Here is an 18,714-nt window from a genome sequence, read left to right as displayed (position 1 = left end):
GCTAGCTTGCTAGCGGTCGAACTCGCGGGTCTGTTCGGCTTCCTCGAAGATCGTCCCGAAGCGCGTGGGCACGACCACGACAGGGCGGCTCGCGGAGTCGTACTGATCCGCCAGCGCGAACGCCTCCGCGATGATCGCCTCCACGTCCTGACGCAGCATCGTCACGTCGAACGAAAGATGCGCCGCGAACGGATCCCAGTCGAAGCAGCCGACCACCAGCGCGCGCCACGCCTCGGCGGGCAGCGTCGAGGTGAACTGGACCAGCCCTTCGAACGCGGTGATCGAATTCATCAGCAACCCCGCTGGCAGCCGGCCGAGCGTCGCCTGTCGCGCCGCCAGCGCGCGGCGCGCGGCGGCGGCGTTGTAGCCGCACGAATCGACGGCATCCGCGGCGGGCGCGATGCCGCGCGCGACGAAGGCGTCGCGGAAGCCGGCGATGCGCGTATCGGTCGCGTATTCGCCGGGAATGCCGCCGACCAGCACCAGCTCGTGCGGCGACTTGCCTTGCGCGAGCAGCTTGTCGAGCAGCACGTCGGTGATCGCGCGCGCGCCGCCGCGATTGTCCGACACGACCGACGGCGCACCGGCGCCCGGCAAGTCGAGGTTGATCGACGGCACGCCCGCTGCCGCGCAGCGTTCGTTCAGCGGCGCCGGATTGCGCACGCCGGCGATGAACAGCAGTTCCACCCGTTGCGCGAGCAGGGTTTCGGTGACGCTGATTTCCACGGCCGGATCGCGCTGCGTGCCGACCACGATCGGACACAGGCCGCGGCTGCGCGCCTGATCTTCAAACGTCTGCGCGAGCCCCGCGAAGAAGCGGTTGCGATAGTGCGGCAGCACCATGCCTGCCAGCCCCGAGCGCGACAGCCTCAGGCCGCGCGCCTTCAGGTTGACGTTATAGCCGAGCTTGCGCGCGCTCTCGAGCACGCGCTGCGCGGTTTCCTCCTTGATGCGATAGCGCGTCCACGTGCCGTTCAGCACCATGCTGACCGTCGAGGTGGATGAACCCGTGGCGCGGGCGATGTCGTAGATCGTCGATTTTCTTGCAGGCTTGTGACTGGCCATCGAGCTGACTCCAGGCGCGTGCTTGTCCGGACGGGAGCGGCAACGCGGCACTCGGAGACTTTAGGGTTTGTCCGAGTCGACCGCCTTGCTGAATAGATTCAGCATACCTCAGCCCGAGTTGCTGAATGGATTTAGCAAAAACTTCAGCACGCGGCGCAGCAGGACAGCAAGCGGAGTTCCGACCAACCCGACCGGGCGTCCGCCTGACATGCGGCGGAAGTCCTCCGCAGGAGACAAGTCCATGAAACTGTTTCGCGCATGGTGTGCAGGCGTGGCTTCGGTTGCGCTGATGCTGGCGGCCGTTCCGGCCTGGGCGTCGCCGGATCAGCCGGTGATCGGCGTGGTGGTGAAGATCGGTGGCATTCCCTGGTTCAACGCGATGGACGCGGGCATCAAGAAGCGCGCCGCGCAACTCGGCGTCAAGGCGTTCATGATCGGGCCAACCAGCGCCGATCCCGCGCTCCAGGTGCGGGCCATCGAAGACCTGATCGCGCAGAAGGTGGATGTAATCGGCGTCGTGCCGAACGATGCCGAAGTGCTCGAACCAGTGCTGCAACGGGCGCGCGCGGCGGGCATCAAGGTCATCACGCATGAATCGCCGAAACAGCAGAATGCCGACTGGGACTTCGAGCTGGCGTCCGTGAAGGGTTTCGGCGAGGCCTATGCGAAGCGTCTCGGCGAGGCGCTCGGCGGCAAGGGCGAATACGCGGTGTTCGTCGGCTCGCTCACGGTGCCGCTGCACAACGCATGGGCCGATGCCGCGATCGCCTACATCAAGGCCAACTATCCGGGCATGACGCTGGTGGGCGACCGTTATGGCGTGGCGGAAGACGTCGATGCGTCGCGCAAGACCGCGCTCGACCTGATGCGCGCGCATCCCAACCTGAAGGCGATTCTTGCATTTGGGAGCCAGGGTCCGATTGGTGCGGCGCGCGCGGTGCAGGAAAAGCAGATGAAGGGCAAGGTGCTGGTGCTCGGGCCGTTCTCGCCAGGGCAAGGGCGGCGTCTGGTTCACGACGGCGTGCTGGCCGGCGGCTTCATGTGGAATCCGGAGCAGGCGGGGGAAGTGTTCGTGACGCTCGGCACGATGGTCGCGAAGGGCCAGCCGGTGAAGGACGGCACGAACATTCCGGGCCTGGGCGTCGTGCATCCGGACGGCCACAACCTGATCGTCGATCAACTCGTGGACCTGAACGAGAAGACCGTCGACGATCTTGCCAAAACCGGCCTGTGAACGGGTCGCCGCAACGCACATGAATCAGCCCGCCGCCACCGACGCGCGCACGCCCCTGCTGAAGCTCGACGCCATCTCGAAGGACTTCGGCGGCGTGCGTGCCCTGCGTTCGGTGCAGTTCGACGTGATGCCGGGCGAAGTCCTGTGTCTCGCGGGCGAGAACGGCTGCGGCAAGAGTACGCTCATCAAGATCATCAACGGCGTATATCAACCCGAGGCCGGCGCGCAGATGCTGATGGACGGCGAGTCCATCGCGGGCCTCGATCCGGCGAAGGCGCGCGACCTCGGCATCCAGGTGATCTGGCAGGATCTCGCGCTGTTTCCGGAGATGACGGTGGCCGAGAACATCGCGTTCGAGCAGAACCTCGGCGGGTGGCCGCGTTTCGTCGACTACGGGCGGATGAAGCAGGCGGCGCGGCGCATTCTGGAGCGGCTTGGCGTGACGCTCGATCTCGGCCGGTCGGTGCGGTCGCTGTCGATTGCGCAGCGGCAGATCGTGGCGATCGCCCGTGCGCTGGTGCGCGACGCGCGCCTCGTGTTCATGGACGAACCGACCGCCTCGCTGAGTCACGCCGAAACTGGCGCGCTGCTCGACATCGTGCGGCGGCTCTCGGCCGACGGCATTGCCGTGGTGTTCGTGAGCCACCGGCTGGCTGAAGTGCTCGAAGTCTGCACGCGCGTGACCGTGCTGCGCGACGGCCAGTATGTCGGCACCTTTCCCACCCAGGGCATGACGCAGACGCGCCTCACGGAACTGATGACGGGCCGCACCTTCGATTACGCGGTGCGCGCGACGGATCGTCCGGCCGCGCCCGTGGTGCTGGAAGTGCGGGGCTTGTCGCGCGGGCGCGAGTATCGCGACATCGCGCTCAGCATTCGCCGCGGCGAGATTCTCGGCATCACGGGACGGCTGGGCGCGGGACGCACCGAGCTTGCGTTGTCGCTGTTCGGCATGACGCGGCCGCGCGCGGGATCGATTCACATGGACGGCCGTGAAATCGCGTTGCGCTCGAACCGCGACGCGATTCGAGCCGGCATCGCCTACGTGTCCGAGGACCGGCTGCAACTCGGTCTGGTGCAGCCGCAATCGATCGGCGACAACACCGTCGCGGCCGTGCTCGACCGTCTGCTCGACGCCGCGCGCCTGATCTCGGCCCGCCGGCGCGGCGCGCTGATCGACGACTGGATCAAGCAGCTCGCCGTGAAGATCGGCCAGCCGGACGACGCGGTGTCCACGCTGTCAGGCGGCAACCAGCAGCGCATCGTGCTGGCGAAGTGGCTCGCCACGAACCCGAAGCTGCTGATCCTCGATTCGCCGACTGTCGGCGTGGATGTGGGCGCGCGCGCCGGCATTTTCGCGATCATTCACAACCTGGCGGCGCAGGGCATGGCGATCCTGCTGATCTCGGACGAGATCCCCGAGGTGTACTTCAACGCCGACCGCATCCTGCACATGCGCGACGGCCGCATCGCGGGGGAATACGTGCCGGGCAAGTCCACGATGGAACACATCGAGCGAGACGTCCATGCCTGACTTGCGCAGACTCGGCATCGGTTCGATCGAGGCGCTGCTGCTGCTCGTCATCGTCGCGATGATGATCGGCCTGAGCCTCACGACCACGACCTTCCTCACGCTCTCCAACCTGTTCGACCTGCTCAACCAGAGTTCGGTCAACATCATCTTCGCCGTGGGCTTGCTGGTGGTGCTGATCGCGGGCGGCATCGATATTTCGTTCGCGGTGGGCGCCTCGGTGGCGCAGTATCTGACCGCGCTGACCGTCATGCGGCTCGGCGGCGGCAACTGGGCGCTGGGCTTCCTCGCTGCCGCGTGCTTCGGCTTCCTGCTGGGCGCGATCAACGCGACCATCATCTATCGCTTTCGCATCGTGTCGATTGTCGTGACCATCGCTACCTTCAACGTCTTCTTCGGCGGCCTGATGTTCCTGACGGGCGGCGTGTCCATCTACGACTTGCCGGACTGGTGGGTCGAACGCGTGTCCATTGTCCATGTGGATACGCCCAGCGGCGTCGCTACGCTTGCGCTGCCGGTCGCGGTCATGGCGGTGGCGGTGCTGGCCACCTGGCTGCTGTTGCGCCGCACGACCACCGGCCGCCAGCTCTACGCGATGGGCGACAACCCCGAGGCCGCCCGGCGCGTCGGCGTGAACATCGGCGCGATGCACTATGTGGCGTTCGGCTGGCTCGGCATGATGGCGGGCATCGCGGGACTGATGCAGGCGCACTACGTCCAGGAAGTCGTGCCGAACGCGCTGTATGGCCGCGAACTCGACGTGCTGGCCGCCGTGGTGCTCGGCGGCGCGCGGCTGGGCGGCGGACGCGGCACGATCCTCGGCGCGATCCTCGGCATCCTGCTGACCGCCATCACCGCCAACGGCCTGAACCTGCTCGGCATCTCGCCGTATGCATTCAAGATGATCATCGGCGCGATCATCCTGATCGCAATCACCCTGTCGAGCGGTGGCTTCACGAAGCTGGTCGGCGCGCGGCTGGCGTCGTCGGGCGCGAAGGCGGCGCCATGAAGACGCGCGCTCCCGCCGGCTCGCTCGTGCCCGCCGATGTCGCCGGCCTGCTGGGCTTTCTGGTCATCGTGATTATCGTGATGAGCTTCGCCTCAGAGCGCTTCTTCACGACGAGCACCTTTGTCTCGGTGGCGTTCCAGTTGCCCGAACTCGGCTTCTTCACGCTCGCCATGCTGATGCCGCTCATCTCCGGCGGCTTCAATCTCGCGGTGACCTTCACGGCGAATATCTCGGGCCTCGCGATGGCCTACGTGCTGCACACGCATGGCGGCGCGGACGCGGGCGCGGCCGCCGTGGCGCTCGGCATGGCTGCCGCGCTCGCGACGGGCGCCGCATCCGGCTGGGTGATGGGCGCGGTCATCGCGCGCACGGGCGCGAGCCCGATTCTCGTCTCGCTCTCGATGATGATCTTCCTGCGCGGCCTCGGCGAATTCCTCACGCGCGGCGGCGACATCTCGGGCTTTCCGCCCTTCGTGCGCGAAATGGGCAACGGCGTGCTGCTGGGCGTGCCGATTCCATTATGGATTTTCATCGGCTGCGCGCTGGTCTGGCATGTCGTGATGACGCGATCGCGGCTGGGTTTCGCCACCCGCATGATCGGCTCGAATCTCGAAGCGACGCGCTATTCCGGCATCGCCACGACGCGCGCCGTCACGCGCATCTATATGCTGTCGGGGCTGATGTGCGGCGTCGCCGGCATCGTGATGGCCGCGCAGTTCAACTCGGTGCGCGTCGGCCACGGCGAGGCCTTCCTGCTGATTTCGGTGCTGGCGTGCTTTCTCGGCCGCGTCGATCCGTTCGGCGGCTTCGGGCGCGTGGCGCCGGTCGTCATCGCGCTGGTGATCCTGCAGGTGATCGCGTCGGGGCTCAATTTGCTCGGCGCGAACCAGCACCTCGCCACCGCGCTGTGGGGCGTGTTCCTGCTGGTGGTGATGCTCGTCCGCTGGGCGTGGGCCCGCGGCATTTCAAGAACCCGGGTCCGCAGACGCGCGACCGCATCGGAGGGAGTGGCACGATGAACAAGCTTGGCGTACATGCACTGGTCTGGGCGGGCGACCTGACGCCGGAATCGACGCGCAAGGTCATCAGCCAGACCAGGGAGGCCGGTTTCGATCTGGTCGAGCTGTCGCTGCATGGTCCGAAGGTCATGGATCTGGCGCTCACGCGCGATCTGTTGCAAGAGCACGGGCTCGGAATCGGCTGCTCGCGCGGTCTGACTTTCGACGCGGACGTGTCGAACGAAGACCCGGCCGTCGTGGCGCGCGGCGTCGCGTTGCTGGAAGAGGGCATCACGATCACGGCTGAACTTGGCGGCGGCTATTTCGGCGGCATCCTGTACGGCGCGATGGCGAAGTACTCGGCCCCGATCACGCCAAAAGGCCGCCGCAATGCGATCGAATCCCTGAAGCGCATCGCCGATTTCGCGCTCAAAAAGAACGTCACGCTCGGGCTCGAAGTGGTGAATCGTTACGAGAGCAATCTGCTGAACACGGCTTCGCAGGCGCTGGCTTTCATCGACGAAGTGGATGCGCCCAACGTGGTCGTGCATCTCGACACGTACCACATGAACATCGAGGAATCGGACTTCATGCAGCCGGTCTTGCAATGCGGCAAGCGGCTCGGTTACGTGCATATCGGCGAGAGCAATCGCGGCTATCTCGGCTCGGGCACCATCGACTTTTCGCAGTTCTTCCATGCGCTCGCGATGATCGACTATCAGGGCGTCGTGACCTTCGAGAGCTTCTCGTCGACGGTCGTGAACGAGCAGTTGTCGAACGCGCTCGCCATCTGGCGCAACCTGTGGGACGACGGCATGGACCTCGCGAAGCACGCGCGCGCGTTCATGGCGGGCGGCATCGGTGCGGCAGCGAAGGCGAGGGCGCATCACTGATGATCGACGGACTCTATCTCGAACGTCTGCAACGTCTCGCCGATGCAGGCGGACGCCGTATTCTCGGTCTGGTCGGCGCGCCCGGCGCGGGCAAGTCAACGCTGGCGGAGGCCATTCTCGATGCCTTGCCGGGTCAGGCCGTCGTCGTGCCGATGGACGGCTACCATCTCGCTAACGTGGAGCTTCAGCGGCTCGGACGCGCGGGACGCAAGGGCGCGGAAGACACCTTCGACAGCGCCGGCTATGTCGCGCTGCTGCGTCGGTTGCGTGAACAACGGCCGGATGAGGTCGTGTATGCGCCGGCGTTCCGGCGCGAGATCGAGGAACCCATCGCCGGGGCGATTCCGGTGCTGCCGGAAGTGCCGCTGATCGTGACCGAAGGGAACTACCTGCTGTTGGAACACGGCCACTGGCAGGGCGTGAAACCGCTGCTCGACGAAGTCTGGTTCGTGAACGTCGATCAGAACCTGCGGCGTTCGCGGCTGCTCTCGCGACACGTGAGCTTCGGCCGCAGCGAGGAGGCGGCGGAACAGTGGGTCAGCCAGACCGACGATGTGAACGCGCGGCTCATCGACTCGACCCGGCTGCGCGCCGACATGCAGTTCAATTGGCCCGCGCCCGCCTGACGCTGACGCGCTTCAGATGAGCGTGGGCTGCTTGTCAGGCGCCCGCGCGTGTTTCTCGCGCGTCAGCTTCTCATGCACGCCTTGCGTCAGCGAGGCGATCTGCTCCGCCAGTTCGCGCGTCAGCGCGGTCAGTTCGGTGTTCTGCTTCAGCAATGCTTCGATCTGCATCGCCTGCTGCGCGAGCGCCTTGTCGCGGCGCGTCGAGGCAAGCGCGAGCGCTTCGCGGTGCCGCGCGTCGGCATCGGAGAACGCCTTGTCGCGGTCGGCCTGACGGGTCTGCGCGAGCAGGATCATCGGCGCGGCATAGGCGGATTGCAGGCTGAACGCCAGATTCAACAGCACGAAGGGATAGGGATCGAAGTGAATGAGCTGCACGGCGCTCAGACCGATCCACACGACGACGATCAAGGTCTGCGCCAGCAGGAACGTGGGTGTGCCGAAGAAGCGCGCGAACGCCTCGGCCTTGAGCGCGAACCAGTTGTTGCCGAAGGCGCTCGACAAATGCAGGACCGGCAACTGGAAGCGCAGATGGTCGACCGATGGCGGGTCGTCGTGGCTTGAGGAGGGTGACGGCTGATCGGGCGTCATGGCGGAATCCGGAGCAGAGAGACTGAAGCTCCCCACTCTAGATCCTTCCGCGCGCAAAGCCTTTCCGGATTGCACGCCCGGCTGTGGTGCTGCACGGCTTCTCGCGCCGTTACTTCTTCGTGCCGTTCTGCGCGACGGCTTCGTCCGTTTCCGTCCGCGCACGAAGCCTTTTCTGGATTGCACGCGCGACTGCGGTCCTGCACGGCCTTCTCGTGCCCTTACTTCCCCTTGCCGTTCTGCGCGACCGCTTCGTCCGTTTCCCAGCCGCCGCCGAGCGCGAGGAACAGGTTCACCTGATCCACCGCCACCTGACCTTCGGCCGCGGCGACCTGTGCGGCCACGCCAGTCAGCGTGCGCGTCGCGTCGAGGTCGTTGAGGAACGACTCACGGCCCGCGCGATACAACTGGTTGGTTTCATCGGCGGACTGGGTGGCTGAACGGTACGCGATGCGCAAGGCATCGGCGCGCGTGGTGTCCGAGGCATACGTCGCGAGATTGCTCTGCGTTTCCTGCAAGGCCTTCAGCACGACGCCGTCGAAGTGCGCGAGCGCGCCGCTGCTCGATGCTTCCGCCTGCTGCACGCGGGCGCGCTGGCCGTTGATCGGAAAGCTCCAGCTGATCAGCGGACCGAACGCCCAGCGGTTCGTATTCGCGCCGAACAAATCCTCCGCGACGCCCACCGATCCCACCGACGCCCCCAGACTCACCGACGGATACAGCGCCGCCGTCGCCACGCCGATGCGCGCCGTCGATGACGCCAGTTGCCGTTCGGCCTGACGCACATCGGGGCGGCGCTTGAGCAGCGCCGCGCCGTCGCCGACCGGAATCGGCGCGCGCAGCCGGGGCAGCTTGCGGCAGGCAAGCGCGGCCTTGGGCAGGTCGGCGGGCGCGCGCGCCAGCAGCATCGCCAGGCGATAGTGCGCAACCCGGCGGCGCGCGACGAACCGCGGAATGTCGGCGGCGAGCGTATCGGCCTGGGTTTGTCCGCGCGTGACTTCGGACTGATTGCCACGGCCTGCGTCGCGCAGACGCTGCGTGAGCTTCACGCGCTGCTTTTGCAGATCCAGCGACTTGCGCGCGATCTCCAGTTCCTCCGCCGCCGAGCACGATTCGACATAGGCTCGCACGACATCCGCCACCACCGTGATGCGCGCGAGGTCTTGCGCGGCCTCGACGGCTTCGTCATCCGCGTTCGCGGCTTCGATCCCGCGTTTGATCTTGCCGAACAGATCGAGCTCGTAGGAGACGGACAGGTCGAGCGCGCCTTCGTTGACGACCGGAAGTTTCTCCGTCAACAGATACTGTTCCGCCGATTCCTGTGCGCGCTGGAACGCCGCCGACGACTTGCCGGAGAAGCCGCCTTGTTGATTGGCGAACTCCACTTCGGCACGCGAACGCGCAAGGTTCGCCGCCGCGACGCGCAGATCCGCATTTGACGCGAGCGCCTGCTCGACGAGCTGATCGACCACCGGATCGTCATAGAGCCGCCACCATTTCGACGGCACCGCGCCCTGCGTGACGGGCGCCTGATCGGCGCCTTCGAGCGGCGCGTTTGCGTAGGGCGCGTTGACGGCGGCCTTGTCGGGCAGCGCATAGTTTGGCCCGACCGTCATGCAGCCGGCCAGCGCGAAGGCCGTCGCCGCCGCGAATGCCAAGCCCTTCATCGTGCGCACGCCGTTCATTGCGAGGCACCCGAAGCCGGCGCAGCGACGCTCGACGTCGGCGCGGGCGCCGAAGCGGGCGATGTCTCCGACGCCGCGCGCTTGCCGATCGCAGGCCCGATGCCGCGCACCGACACGGTCGCCGTGCGGCCCGCGATCAAACGAAAGTCCGCCGGAATCTCATCGAGCGTCACGCGCACCGGAATGCGCTGCGCGAGCCGCACCCAGCTGAACGCCGGGTTCACGTTCGGCAGCAGGCTCGGGCTTTGTTGCCGGTCACGGTCCTCGATCGCCGCGACAATGCTCTGCACATGCCCGCGCAACACGTTCGGCTCGCCCATCACCTTGATGTCCACTGGCTGGCCGATGTCGATGCCGTGCAGCTTGGTTTCCTCGAAGTAACCGTCCACGCGGAACGAATGCATGTCGACCACGGAGAGCACCGCACGTCCGGCCGCGATGTATTCGCCGACGCGCGGCGCGCGGTCGTTCAGATAGCCGTCCACCGGGCTGACGATTTCGGTGCGATCGAGATTGAGCCGGGCCGTATCGATGGCGACTTCGGCGTCCGCCAGAGCGGCGGTGGCCGTCTCCACACGCGAATGGGTTTCCTCGGTCACTTCACGCGCCACGAGGTTGCCGAGCGAGCGATTGCGCACGTCTTCGCGGCGCGCCTGATCGAGCGTCGCGCGGCGCTGCTGAGCGGCGGCCTGCGCGTTGCGCAGCGCCAGCGCATAGCGGGCCCGGTCGATCACGAACAGCACGTCGCCCTTCTTCACTTGCTGGTTGTCGGCCACGTGCACTTCGGTGATGAGCCCCGACACGTCCGGCGCAACCTGGATGACGTCGGCGCGCACGTGCCCGTCGCGGGTCCAGGGCGCGAACAGGTAGTAATCGACCAGCTTCCACAGCACGACGGCCGCAATGGTCACGACGATGAGCGTAAGCAGAATCTGCCCGAGGGAGAACCAGGTTTTTTTCACGAGATGAGCCGCTGCGAAACGATGACGACAAGACCCAGCACCAGCACGTAGATGCCGAGATCGAAAATGGAGCGATGCCAGACGAACCGATAAAAGCCGACGCGCGCGAGCACGGTGCGGATCGCCAGGTTCACGAGGTAGGCGACGAACATCAGCACCAGCACGGCCGGCACAAACACGCCGAGGATGTCGATTTCGCCGATCATGTTGGGCGTTCCGTTGATGAAGAGGTGACGAGAATCATGCCGGCTCCTCACGGGGCGCGGCGCCGTTCTGCGCGGCCGTCTGCTCTTCAGGCGGATGCAGCGACAGGCGCATGCCGACCAGCGCGTGCAACGTGTCGCGCAGCCATCTTTCGGCGACGGCGTCGGCGGCCGGCGACTGCGCAATGGCGCGGGCAGCCACCTGCGCGCTCGCCGAATCGATACCGTGAATCAGCTCCGGCGGCACCGGCTGGCGCGCGCGGCGCGCGATGCATGACTGGAAATAGCCGCGCAGTGCGTCAAGCACGGCATCGACGGAATGCTGGAGTTCCGCCGGCAGCTTGCGGCGCGAGCGGCGCAGGTCGAGCGCATTCAGCGCGACGCGGAAATCGCGGAAACTCTCGATGGAAGGATGCCGCTGCGAATCACTCGATGCATGGCGGGGCAGCAGTTGCATCAGGCGGTCGAGCATGCGCGCGTAGAGATTGCGCTGATCGCCGATGACTTCCGCCGACGACGCGCTCACCACGATATCCGCCCACGCCGACCGCGTGAGCCGCGCGGCGGCGAGTTCCGCGCCGAACGGCCGCGTCATGCGCGTCCAGATGAACGCGAACAGCAGGCCCGCCACGCCGGCGAGATTGCTGTTGATGAAGACGAAGAAGTTGGCTTCGTAGGCGCTCTGGATGCTGATGAAGGTGGCCGTGTTCACCGCCACGAGCATGGTCACGAGATTGAAGCGCGGGCGCGGAATCAGCGTGCCGATGATGAGGAACGGCACCGCGAAGATGATGACGAGCATCGGGAAATCATGCACGTGCGGCAGCACCGCGAACACGTACAGGCCGGCCAGCACCACGCTCATACAGGTCGCGACGAAGAACGTGAAGACTTGCGGCGCGGGTTCGTCGAGCGCGGCGAAGAAGCAACAGGCCACGGCCGCGAGCGTCACCGCGCCGGCGCCGTCGTTCCAGCCGGATTCGATCCACAGGCTGCACGCGACGATGATTGCGCTCACCGCGACGCCAGTCGAGAACAGCATCATGCCGCGGTCGAAGAAACGCGCCGTGCCGCCCAGCCGCCAGTGCCGGAAGTGCGGACGCCATTCGCTCGTCTCGTTGAGGATCGCCGCACGCAGCGCGCGGATGTCCTGCCAGACATCGATCACCTGTCCGAGCCGCCACAGCGCATTGGAGAGCAGCGCGCCGTCCATCGTGGCCAATGCCTCGACGGACGGGCGCATGGCAAGGATGCGCGCGCGGAACGCATCCGGCGCGGCTTCGTGCTCGATCTCTTCCGCCGAGCGCGGCGCCGGCGTGCCGACCCATTCCGCGACGTCCTTCAGCAGCGCTTCGAGTCCGTCCGGATACTGCCGGTGCTTGTCGACGAGTTCGATCAGCGGATCGGCCATCGACGAAATCAGCGGCAGGAAAATCTGCATGCGGCCCTGCAACGCACGCGCGCGGCGGATGATGTCGGGCCGCGCGTGATCGTAGGTCAGCTGGCTCAGCAGCAGTTCCAGGCCATTGACTGTGGCCGCGAGCCGCTGGCGCGTCGCTGAGATCTTCGCGCCCGCGATATGGCCGGACAGCGTTTCGCTCGCATAGAATGCCGCGTCGCGGAACCAGGCGTCGGTTCGTTCGACGAGCGTCGGCGCGAGCCGGCTCGGAAACACCGCGCTGCCCACCACGCTCGCCACCACGATGCCGAGCAGGATTTCCTCGGTGCGGGTCATCGCCAGATCGAAGACGATGGTCGGGTCCGTGACCGCGGGCAGCGCGATCAGCGGCAAGGTATAGCCCGCCAGCAGGAACACGTAGCTGCGCGCGCTGCGGTCGAACATGGAGAGATACAGCAGCGTGCCGGTCCACAACGCGACGACCACGCTGAACAGATACGGCGATTCCACGAACGGCGGCACGATCAGCACGGCGCCCGCCGCACCGATCATCGTGCCGAGCGCGCGGTAGAGCGCCTTCGAGCGCGTCGCGCCGACGAAGGGATTCGACACGATATAGACCGTCGCCATCGCCCAGTAGGGACGCGGCAGTTGCAGCGCAAGGCCGATGTACAGCGCGATCATCGCGGCCGCGAAGGTCTTGGCGGAGAAGAGCCATTCGCGCGCGGAAGGAAAGGACATGTTGCTAGGCTCCGCGTTTCGCGGCGGGCCGGGCCGGCTTGGGCAGCGGCTCGACGGCGGCCATCGCGGCAAGGAGATTGCCGTCGGACAGGTCGCTGAAGGCGTTGAGTACGCGCAACGTGGTTTCCAGGTCGGCGCGGCTCACGCCCTTCAAGAGCCGCGCACGCAGCGTGACCAGCCGCTCTTCCATGCGCGTGGTGACGGCGCGGCCTTCGTCGGTCAGCGTGATGGTCTTGGCGCGGCGGTCTTCCGGGTCTTCGTCGCGGCGCACGAGGCCTGCCGCGCATAACTGGTCGAGCAGCCGCACCAGCGAAGGCCCTTCAATACCGACATGTTCCGCAAGGGTCACCTGGCGGACGGCCTCGCCGAGGCGGTTGGCGGTCAGGAGCGGCACCGCGCAGGCTTCCGATACACCATACGAGGCGAGCACGCCGTGACTGGTGCGGCGCCAGCGTCGCGCCGCGAGCACGAGCGTGCTGCTGACGGAGCGGCGCAGGAGGTCGAGAGAGGTCATGGGCCGCGATTATAGCCAGAACTCTATTCGTTAGCCTCCTATCGAACGATAAACAACGGAGGAATTTTCTTTCAGCTGGCTTGCTTGAGAGGCTCGTCGAACAAGGCTCAGGGCGTCGCGCTTGCTTCGGCGACGATCCAGTCGCGAAACAGCCGCATGCCCGGCGAGAGACGTCGCGAACGCGGCCACGTGAGCCAGTAGCTGCCGGTCTTCACTTCAATGTCGAACGGCCGTGCCAGCAGCCCGGTACGCAACTCGCGCTCGAACATGCGCGACGGCACGAGCGCGACACCCGCGCCCTGCAACGCGGCTTCCACCATCAGGCGCGAGGAATCGAACACCGGGCCGTTCAGGGTCCAGGCGTCGAGACCGGCGGCTTCGAACCAACTGGTCCAGTCGTCCGCCCGATAGGAGCGCAACAGCACTTCGTTCGCGAGGTCGGCGGGCGTGTGCAGGTTGCGCGCGATCTCGGGCGTGCACAGCACCGCGAGCGGGGCGTCGAGCAGCAGGGCGCTGTGCGTCGCGGGCCACGCGCCGGTGCCGAAGCGAATGGCGAAGTCGAGTCCTTCCGATGCCGGATCGACGAGATTGTTATGCGTGAGCAACCGCAATTCGATGAACGGATGCGTTTGCGCGAAGGCCTTCATGCGCGGCATCAGCCAGCCGACCGCGAAGGTGCCGACCACGCCCACCGTGAGCACTTCGTGGAAATGCCCGCCTTCGAACTGCTTGAGCACCGCTTCCATGCGGCCGAACGATTCGCTCAGCACGGGCAGCAGCGCACGGCCTTCGTCGGTGAGGCCGAGACCGCGCGGCAGGCGTTTGAAGAGCGGCGTGCCGAGCCGCTCTTCGAGCGCGCGCACCTGCTGGCTGACGGCGGCTTGAGTCACGCTCAGTTCCTGCGCGGCGCGCGTGAAACTCAGGTGCCGCGCCGAGGCTTCGAACGCGCGCAGCGCATTCAGCGGAAGATAGGGACGCAAGGTTCGCATAAGTTTTTCTTTTGGCTTGGGCAAATTATCGTCGATTGCGGCGCAGCCTGAAACGGCGGATATTTCGCCTCGGATCAATCACGGCACTTATGAGAAGCTTCAATGAACATGAAAATCCGCAAGCGGGTATGTCTGGCACTGGCCAGTTTTTCTTTTGTCGGCGCGAGCAGTGCGGCGCCGGCCGCGAGTTCTGATAACGCAAGCGTCCGCCAGATGGTCGATGCGACCATCAAGCCCTTGATGGCGCTGCACGGCATTGCGGGCATGGCGGTGGGCGTCGTCGTCGGAGGCCGCGCGTATGTGTTCGACTACGGCGTGGCATCGAAGGAGACGAAGCAGCCCGTCACGCGCGATACCTTGTTCGAGCTCGGCTCAGTCAGCAAGACCTTCACCGCGACGCTCGCCTCGTATGCACAGACGAAAGGCGACTTGTCCTTCAGCGATCCCGTCAGCAAGTATCTTGCGTCCCTGAACGGCAGCGAGTTCGGCAAGGTCACGCTGCTCAATCTCGGCACGCACACGCCGGGCGGTTTGCCGCTTCAGGTTCCCGATGCAATCCACGACAACGCCCAACTGTTGCAGTACTTCAGCGCGTGGCGTCCGGCGCGGCCGCCCGGCACGGTGCGCACCTATTCGAATCCCGGCATCGGGACGCTCGGGCTCATTACCGCGAACGCCATGAACCAGGACTTCGACGCGCTGATGCAGACGCGCCTCTTTCCCGCGCTCGGCCTGACGCACACGTACATGCGCGTGCCCGCCGCCAAACAGCGCGACTATGCGCAAGGTTATGCGAAGGACGACCGGCCGATCCGCATGAAGGGCGGCGTGCTGTCCTCCGAGGCGTATGGCGTGCGCACCACGGCCGCCGACATGACCCGCTTCATGCAGATCAACATGAATCAGGTGCATCAGGTACGTGTCGATCCGGCATGGCAGCGCGCGGTCACAGCGACGCACGCCGGTTACTTCAACGCGGGTCCGATGACGCAGGACCTGATCTGGGAACAGTATCCGTATCCGGCGGCGTTGCCCGCGCTGCTGGAAGGAAACGGCCAGCCGATGATCCTGAACGCGACGCCCGTCACCGCCATCGATCCGCCGCAGCCTCCGCGCGACGACGTCTGGATCAACAAGACCGGTTCGACGAATGGCTTCGGCACCTATATCGCGTTCGTGCCGCGTGAGGGCGTGGGCATCGTGATGCTGGCGAACCGCAACATCCCGAACGACGACCGGGTGAAGGCCGCGTATGCGATCATCACGGCGCTGACCGGCGCACCTCAGAACGACAAGCAAAACGACAAGCGATGACGCATGCGGATCGATCCCTACAGTCTTGAGCTCTTCATCTCCGTGGTTGAAGAGGGATCGATCGCGCGGGCGGCAAGCCGGGCGCACATCGCGCCTTCGGCGTTGAGCCGGCGTATCGCGGACCTGGAGAGCGCCATCGGCGCGGCGCTGCTGATCCGCTCGCCAGCCGGTGTGCAGATGACGGAGGCGGGCCAGCACGCTTATGCCGGCGCGCGCTCCATCCACAGTCAGCTCGAAGGCATGGCGCGCGAGATCCAGTCGCTGAGCGGACAGGTGGCCGGCGTGGTGCGGCTGCATGCGAATGCGTCAGCGATCGTGGGCTTTCTTCCCGAGCGCCTGACGCGCTTCAAGGCGCGCTACCCGCTCGTCGATATCGCCCTGACCGAGCAGATCAGCGATGAAGTCATCCGCGCGTGCCTCGACGACCGCGCGGACGTCGGCATCTCGGCGCGTTCGAACGCACCGGCCGGTCTCGATACCTGGCATTTCGCCGCCGATCCGCTGATGGTCGTGCTGCCGCCCGATCACGCACTCGCGCAAGCCGATGCACTGAGCTTCGCGGACGTGGTGCGCTTTCCGCTGGTGGCCTTGCAGGCGGGCGGCTCGCTCGATCAGACGCTCAAGGAACATGCGGACGCGGCCCGCGCGGCGCTCAATGTCTCCGTGACCGTCAACAGCTTCGACGCGCAGTGCCGCATGGTGGAGGCGGGGCTGGGCATCGGCATCGTGCCGACGAGCGCGGCATCCGCGTTCGCGGGATCGCGCAATTTCGTGCGCGTGCCGCTGCACGAGACCTGGGCCAGCGCGCGTTCACTACGCGTGCATGCGCCGCGCACGTCTTCGCGGTTGAAGGCGGTTCAGGCGCTGATCGATGTGTTGATCGAGAGAGAGGGTTAACGCGGACATCGCATTCCGCGATGTCCCCGCTGCTCATCCGGCACTTCCGCCGCGCATGCGTCCCGGTCTAGATTGGCAGACAGGGAGAATGCGATGGCCACACTGCAATTGAACGGGCGGATTCTGTTTCTGAGCGCCGACGCGGACAAAGTCGAACGGCAACTGGCGGGCGCAGACTTGTCGGCGGAAGCGGCGGCCCCGTTGCGCGACGATGTCTCCACCGACGAAATCACGCCCATCAGCGTACTGACGCGTTTCGACGAACGGCTCGGCCAGTGTCCGTATGTCGGTTTTCATGTGGACGGGCGCCGTCCGCTGGGCCGCGATGCGGTGCGCGCGGGCGGTTTCCAGGTGACGGTAGCGGGCAACCGCTACGGCAAGGGTTCATCGCGCGAACATAGTCCGCTGGCGGAATGCCATGCGGGCATCCGGCTCGTGATCGCGCGCAGCTTCGAGCGCATCTATCGGCAGAACGCGGACAATCTCGGCCTGTTCACCTCGACGGACTTCGGCCTGATCGAGCGCATTCGCCGGGGCGAAGCGATCGACATCGATGAACTCGTCGAAGGGCGCGATCCGCTCGCGGCCGCGATTCTCCGCAGCGGCGGCCTGTTGCGATACGGCCAGGCGCATATGCGCAACGTGAGCATGAGCGCGCCTTCCGACGACGCCACGCCGCGCACGCTCGTCGAGAAGATTCTCGCGCGCCATGCGTTGACCACGGACATCACGAATGCATCGATCGAAGCGGGCAGCGGCATCTTCGTGCGCGCGGACTGGCGCTTCATCCACGAGTACTACACGGGCATGGCCGCGCATATGCTGCACGCGACCTTCGGCCGGCCGCTCGCGCTGCACGACGTGAACAGCATGCTCGCGTTCGAGGATCATCTTTCGTATTCGCACCGCAGCGAACTGCACGTGCAGAACGGCTTGCTGCCGGATGTGCGCGAGTTGTCGGCGGCGCATCGTGCATTTGCGCGCGACTACGGCGTGCGCAATCACGGCTATCTGAACGAAGACGCCAGCGAACGCGAAGAAGGCTCCGAAGGTATCTCGCACGCAATGATGGCGGAACGCTACGCGCTGCCGGGACAGGTCGTGGCCGGCACGGATTCGCATACACCGCACAGCGGCGCGTTGGGCTGCGTCGCGTTCGGCGTGGGCACGACGGACATGGCGAACGCCTTCGTCACGGGCGCGGTGCGCATGACGGTGCCGGAGTCGCTGCGCATCGAGCTGCGCGGACCGGTGCCCGCCGGCGTGACCGCCAAGGACATCGTGCTGCATCTGCTCGCGGACCCCGCGATCCGCTCAGGCGCGGGCGTAGGCAAGGTGTTCGAATTCACCGGCACGGCCATCGCGAATCTTTCCACCGACGAGCGCACCACGCTCACCAACATGACCGCCGAGCTGGGCGGCTTCACGGGCATCGTCGCGCCGGACGAGGAGACGGTGCGCTTTCTCAAGGAGCGGCGCGGCATCGAATTCGTCATCGAACCGTGGATGCACAGCGACGCACACGCGCATTACGCGGGCCGCATCGAGATCGACTGCGCGCAGCTCACGCCGATGCTCGCCGCACCCGGCGATCCCGGCAATGGCGTCGCGCTGGCTGCGCTCGGTGAACGGCCGCGTATCGATATCGCGTATGGCGGCTCCTGCACGGCGGGCAAGCGCGAGGACTTCGATCACTATCACGCGGTGCTCGCCTGGGCGGCGGCGCGTGGACTGCGCGTGCCGGAGCACGTCAGGCTGTATTTGCAATTCGGCACGCAGGACGTGCGCGACTACTGCATCGCGCGAGGCTATGTGGAGGCGTTCGAGCAAGTCGGCGCGATCCTGCTGCAGCCCGCTTGCGGAGCGTGCGCGAACTGCGGTCCGGGTTCGTCGACGGAATCCGCGCAGGTGACGATCAGCGCGATCAACCGTAACTTCCCGGGCCGCTCGGGTCCGGGCAAGGTGTGGCTCGCGAGCCCGCCGACGGTCGCGGCCAGCGCGCTGGCAGGCAGCGTGACATCGTTCGCGGAATTGCGCAGCCGCTTCGACGCGGACGCCGCCTGAACGCC

General features: G+C 66.2%; 17 protein-coding genes. 9 read left to right on the top strand and 8 right to left on the bottom strand.

The annotated features are described in order from the left end of the window. Positions 1-9: 9 nt before the first annotated feature. A complete protein-coding gene (locus QCE63_RS24320; RefSeq protein WP_309836573.1) occupies positions 10-1,065 on the bottom strand; it encodes a substrate-binding domain-containing protein in 1,056 nt (351 codons plus the stop codon). A 241-nt stretch (positions 1,066-1,306) separates the two neighbouring features. On the opposite strand from QCE63_RS24320, the gene QCE63_RS24315 reads away from it, so the two are divergent. The 6 genes from QCE63_RS24315 to QCE63_RS24290 are packed head-to-tail and all read left to right on the top strand — an operon-like array spanning position 1,307 to position 7,356. Next, positions 1,307-2,299: a substrate-binding domain-containing protein gene (locus QCE63_RS24315; protein WP_309836572.1), complete on the top strand. Its 993-nt coding sequence runs from the start codon at positions 1,307-1,309 to the stop codon at positions 2,297-2,299. A gap of 19 nt (positions 2,300-2,318) precedes the next feature. Continuing rightward, entirely contained in the window at positions 2,319-3,833 is a 1,515-nt protein-coding gene (locus tag QCE63_RS24310) for a sugar ABC transporter ATP-binding protein (RefSeq protein WP_309836571.1), read from the top strand. Beyond that, positions 3,826-4,839: an ABC transporter permease gene (locus QCE63_RS24305; protein WP_309836570.1), complete on the top strand. Its 1,014-nt coding sequence runs from the start codon at positions 3,826-3,828 to the stop codon at positions 4,837-4,839. Before QCE63_RS24310 ends, QCE63_RS24305 begins: the two co-directional genes overlap by 8 nt. Continuing rightward, the gene (locus tag QCE63_RS24300; RefSeq protein ID WP_309836568.1) at positions 4,836-5,858 is read left to right on the top strand and encodes an ABC transporter permease; all 1,023 of its coding nucleotides are present in this window, start codon (positions 4,836-4,838) and stop codon (positions 5,856-5,858) included. Before QCE63_RS24305 ends, QCE63_RS24300 begins: the two co-directional genes overlap by 4 nt. Beyond that, a complete protein-coding gene (locus QCE63_RS24295; RefSeq protein WP_309836567.1) occupies positions 5,855-6,730 on the top strand; it encodes a sugar phosphate isomerase/epimerase family protein in 876 nt (291 codons plus the stop codon). The genes QCE63_RS24300 and QCE63_RS24295 overlap by 4 nt, the downstream gene beginning before the upstream one ends. Then, the gene (locus QCE63_RS24290; protein ID WP_309836565.1) at positions 6,730-7,356 is read left to right on the top strand and encodes a nucleoside/nucleotide kinase family protein; all 627 of its coding nucleotides are present in this window, start codon (positions 6,730-6,732) and stop codon (positions 7,354-7,356) included. Before QCE63_RS24295 ends, QCE63_RS24290 begins: the two co-directional genes overlap by 1 nt. Before the next feature lie 12 nt (positions 7,357-7,368). Here the strand turns inward: QCE63_RS24290 and QCE63_RS24285 are convergent, their stop codons facing one another. From QCE63_RS24285 to QCE63_RS24255, 7 genes are all read right to left on the bottom strand, one after another. Continuing rightward, positions 7,369-7,944, bottom strand: a complete 576-nt coding sequence (locus QCE63_RS24285) for a DUF1003 domain-containing protein (RefSeq protein ID WP_309836564.1) — start codon at positions 7,942-7,944, stop codon at positions 7,369-7,371. A gap of 218 nt (positions 7,945-8,162) precedes the next feature. Beyond that, complete coding sequence (locus QCE63_RS24280) at positions 8,163-9,626, bottom strand: efflux transporter outer membrane subunit (protein ID WP_404990174.1); 1,464 nt, start codon at positions 9,624-9,626, stop codon at positions 8,163-8,165. Further along, on the bottom strand, positions 9,623-10,588 hold the full coding sequence (locus QCE63_RS24275) for an HlyD family secretion protein (RefSeq protein ID WP_309836562.1): 966 nt from the start codon (positions 10,586-10,588) through the stop codon (positions 9,623-9,625). Before QCE63_RS24275 ends, QCE63_RS24280 begins: the two co-directional genes overlap by 4 nt. Next, the gene (locus QCE63_RS24270) at positions 10,585-10,794 is read right to left on the bottom strand and encodes a DUF1656 domain-containing protein (RefSeq protein WP_309817100.1); all 210 of its coding nucleotides are present in this window, start codon (positions 10,792-10,794) and stop codon (positions 10,585-10,587) included. Before QCE63_RS24270 ends, QCE63_RS24275 begins: the two co-directional genes overlap by 4 nt. A gap of 34 nt (positions 10,795-10,828) precedes the next feature. Then, the gene (locus tag QCE63_RS24265) at positions 10,829-12,931 is read right to left on the bottom strand and encodes an FUSC family protein (RefSeq protein WP_309836561.1); all 2,103 of its coding nucleotides are present in this window, start codon (positions 12,929-12,931) and stop codon (positions 10,829-10,831) included. A gap of 4 nt (positions 12,932-12,935) precedes the next feature. Further along, positions 12,936-13,445: a MarR family transcriptional regulator gene (locus QCE63_RS24260; RefSeq protein ID WP_309836559.1), complete on the bottom strand. Its 510-nt coding sequence runs from the start codon at positions 13,443-13,445 to the stop codon at positions 12,936-12,938. Positions 13,446-13,552: 107 nt separating this feature from the next. Next, complete coding sequence (locus QCE63_RS24255; RefSeq protein ID WP_309836558.1) at positions 13,553-14,434, bottom strand: LysR family transcriptional regulator; 882 nt, start codon at positions 14,432-14,434, stop codon at positions 13,553-13,555. Between the two features lie 108 nt (positions 14,435-14,542). Here QCE63_RS24255 and ampC point away from each other — a divergent pair, with 108 nt between their 5' ends. The 3 genes from ampC to QCE63_RS24240 all read left to right on the top strand — a co-directional run bounded on the left by ampC (position 14,543) and on the right by QCE63_RS24240 (position 18,709). After that, complete coding sequence (gene ampC, locus QCE63_RS24250) at positions 14,543-15,748, top strand: class C beta-lactamase (protein ID WP_404990188.1); 1,206 nt, start codon at positions 14,543-14,545, stop codon at positions 15,746-15,748. Positions 15,749-15,751: 3 nt separating this feature from the next. Then, positions 15,752-16,645, top strand: coding sequence for a LysR family transcriptional regulator (locus tag QCE63_RS24245; protein WP_309836557.1), 894 nt, complete (start codon positions 15,752-15,754; stop codon positions 16,643-16,645). Between the two features lie 93 nt (positions 16,646-16,738). Beyond that, the gene (locus QCE63_RS24240; protein WP_309836556.1) at positions 16,739-18,709 is read left to right on the top strand and encodes an aconitase family protein; all 1,971 of its coding nucleotides are present in this window, start codon (positions 16,739-16,741) and stop codon (positions 18,707-18,709) included. Positions 18,710-18,714 lie beyond the last annotated feature (5 nt).

The sequence above is a fragment of the Caballeronia sp. LZ065 genome, assembly GCF_031450975.1.
Lineage (GTDB): Bacteria > Pseudomonadota > Gammaproteobacteria > Burkholderiales > Burkholderiaceae > Caballeronia.
Note: the sequence above shows the minus strand (reverse complement) of the source record. Positions and strands in the feature narration are given on the sequence as shown.

Coding starts and splice junctions, on each gene's coding strand:
- QCE63_RS24320 (WP_309836573.1), bottom strand. CDS start 1,065: ATGGCCAGTCACAAGCCTGCAAGAAAATCGACGATCTACGACATCGCC.
- QCE63_RS24315 (WP_309836572.1), top strand. CDS start 1,307: ATGAAACTGTTTCGCGCATGGTGTGCAGGCGTGGCTTCGGTTGCGCTG.
- QCE63_RS24310 (WP_309836571.1), top strand. CDS start 2,319: ATGAATCAGCCCGCCGCCACCGACGCGCGCACGCCCCTGCTGAAGCTC.
- QCE63_RS24305 (WP_309836570.1), top strand. CDS start 3,826: ATGCCTGACTTGCGCAGACTCGGCATCGGTTCGATCGAGGCGCTGCTG.
- QCE63_RS24300 (WP_309836568.1), top strand. CDS start 4,836: ATGAAGACGCGCGCTCCCGCCGGCTCGCTCGTGCCCGCCGATGTCGCC.
- QCE63_RS24295 (WP_309836567.1), top strand. CDS start 5,855: ATGAACAAGCTTGGCGTACATGCACTGGTCTGGGCGGGCGACCTGACG.
- QCE63_RS24290 (WP_309836565.1), top strand. CDS start 6,730: ATGATCGACGGACTCTATCTCGAACGTCTGCAACGTCTCGCCGATGCA.
- QCE63_RS24285 (WP_309836564.1), bottom strand. CDS start 7,944: ATGACGCCCGATCAGCCGTCACCCTCCTCAAGCCACGACGACCCGCCA.
- QCE63_RS24280 (WP_404990174.1), bottom strand. CDS start 9,626: ATGAACGGCGTGCGCACGATGAAGGGCTTGGCATTCGCGGCGGCGACG.
- QCE63_RS24270 (WP_309817100.1), bottom strand. CDS start 10,794: ATGATCGGCGAAATCGACATCCTCGGCGTGTTTGTGCCGGCCGTGCTG.
- QCE63_RS24265 (WP_309836561.1), bottom strand. CDS start 12,931: ATGTCCTTTCCTTCCGCGCGCGAATGGCTCTTCTCCGCCAAGACCTTC.
- QCE63_RS24260 (WP_309836559.1), bottom strand. CDS start 13,445: ATGACCTCTCTCGACCTCCTGCGCCGCTCCGTCAGCAGCACGCTCGTG.
- QCE63_RS24255 (WP_309836558.1), bottom strand. CDS start 14,434: ATGCGAACCTTGCGTCCCTATCTTCCGCTGAATGCGCTGCGCGCGTTC.
- ampC (WP_404990188.1), top strand. CDS start 14,543: ATGAAAATCCGCAAGCGGGTATGTCTGGCACTGGCCAGTTTTTCTTTT.
- QCE63_RS24245 (WP_309836557.1), top strand. CDS start 15,752: ATGCGGATCGATCCCTACAGTCTTGAGCTCTTCATCTCCGTGGTTGAA.
- QCE63_RS24240 (WP_309836556.1), top strand. CDS start 16,739: ATGGCCACACTGCAATTGAACGGGCGGATTCTGTTTCTGAGCGCCGAC.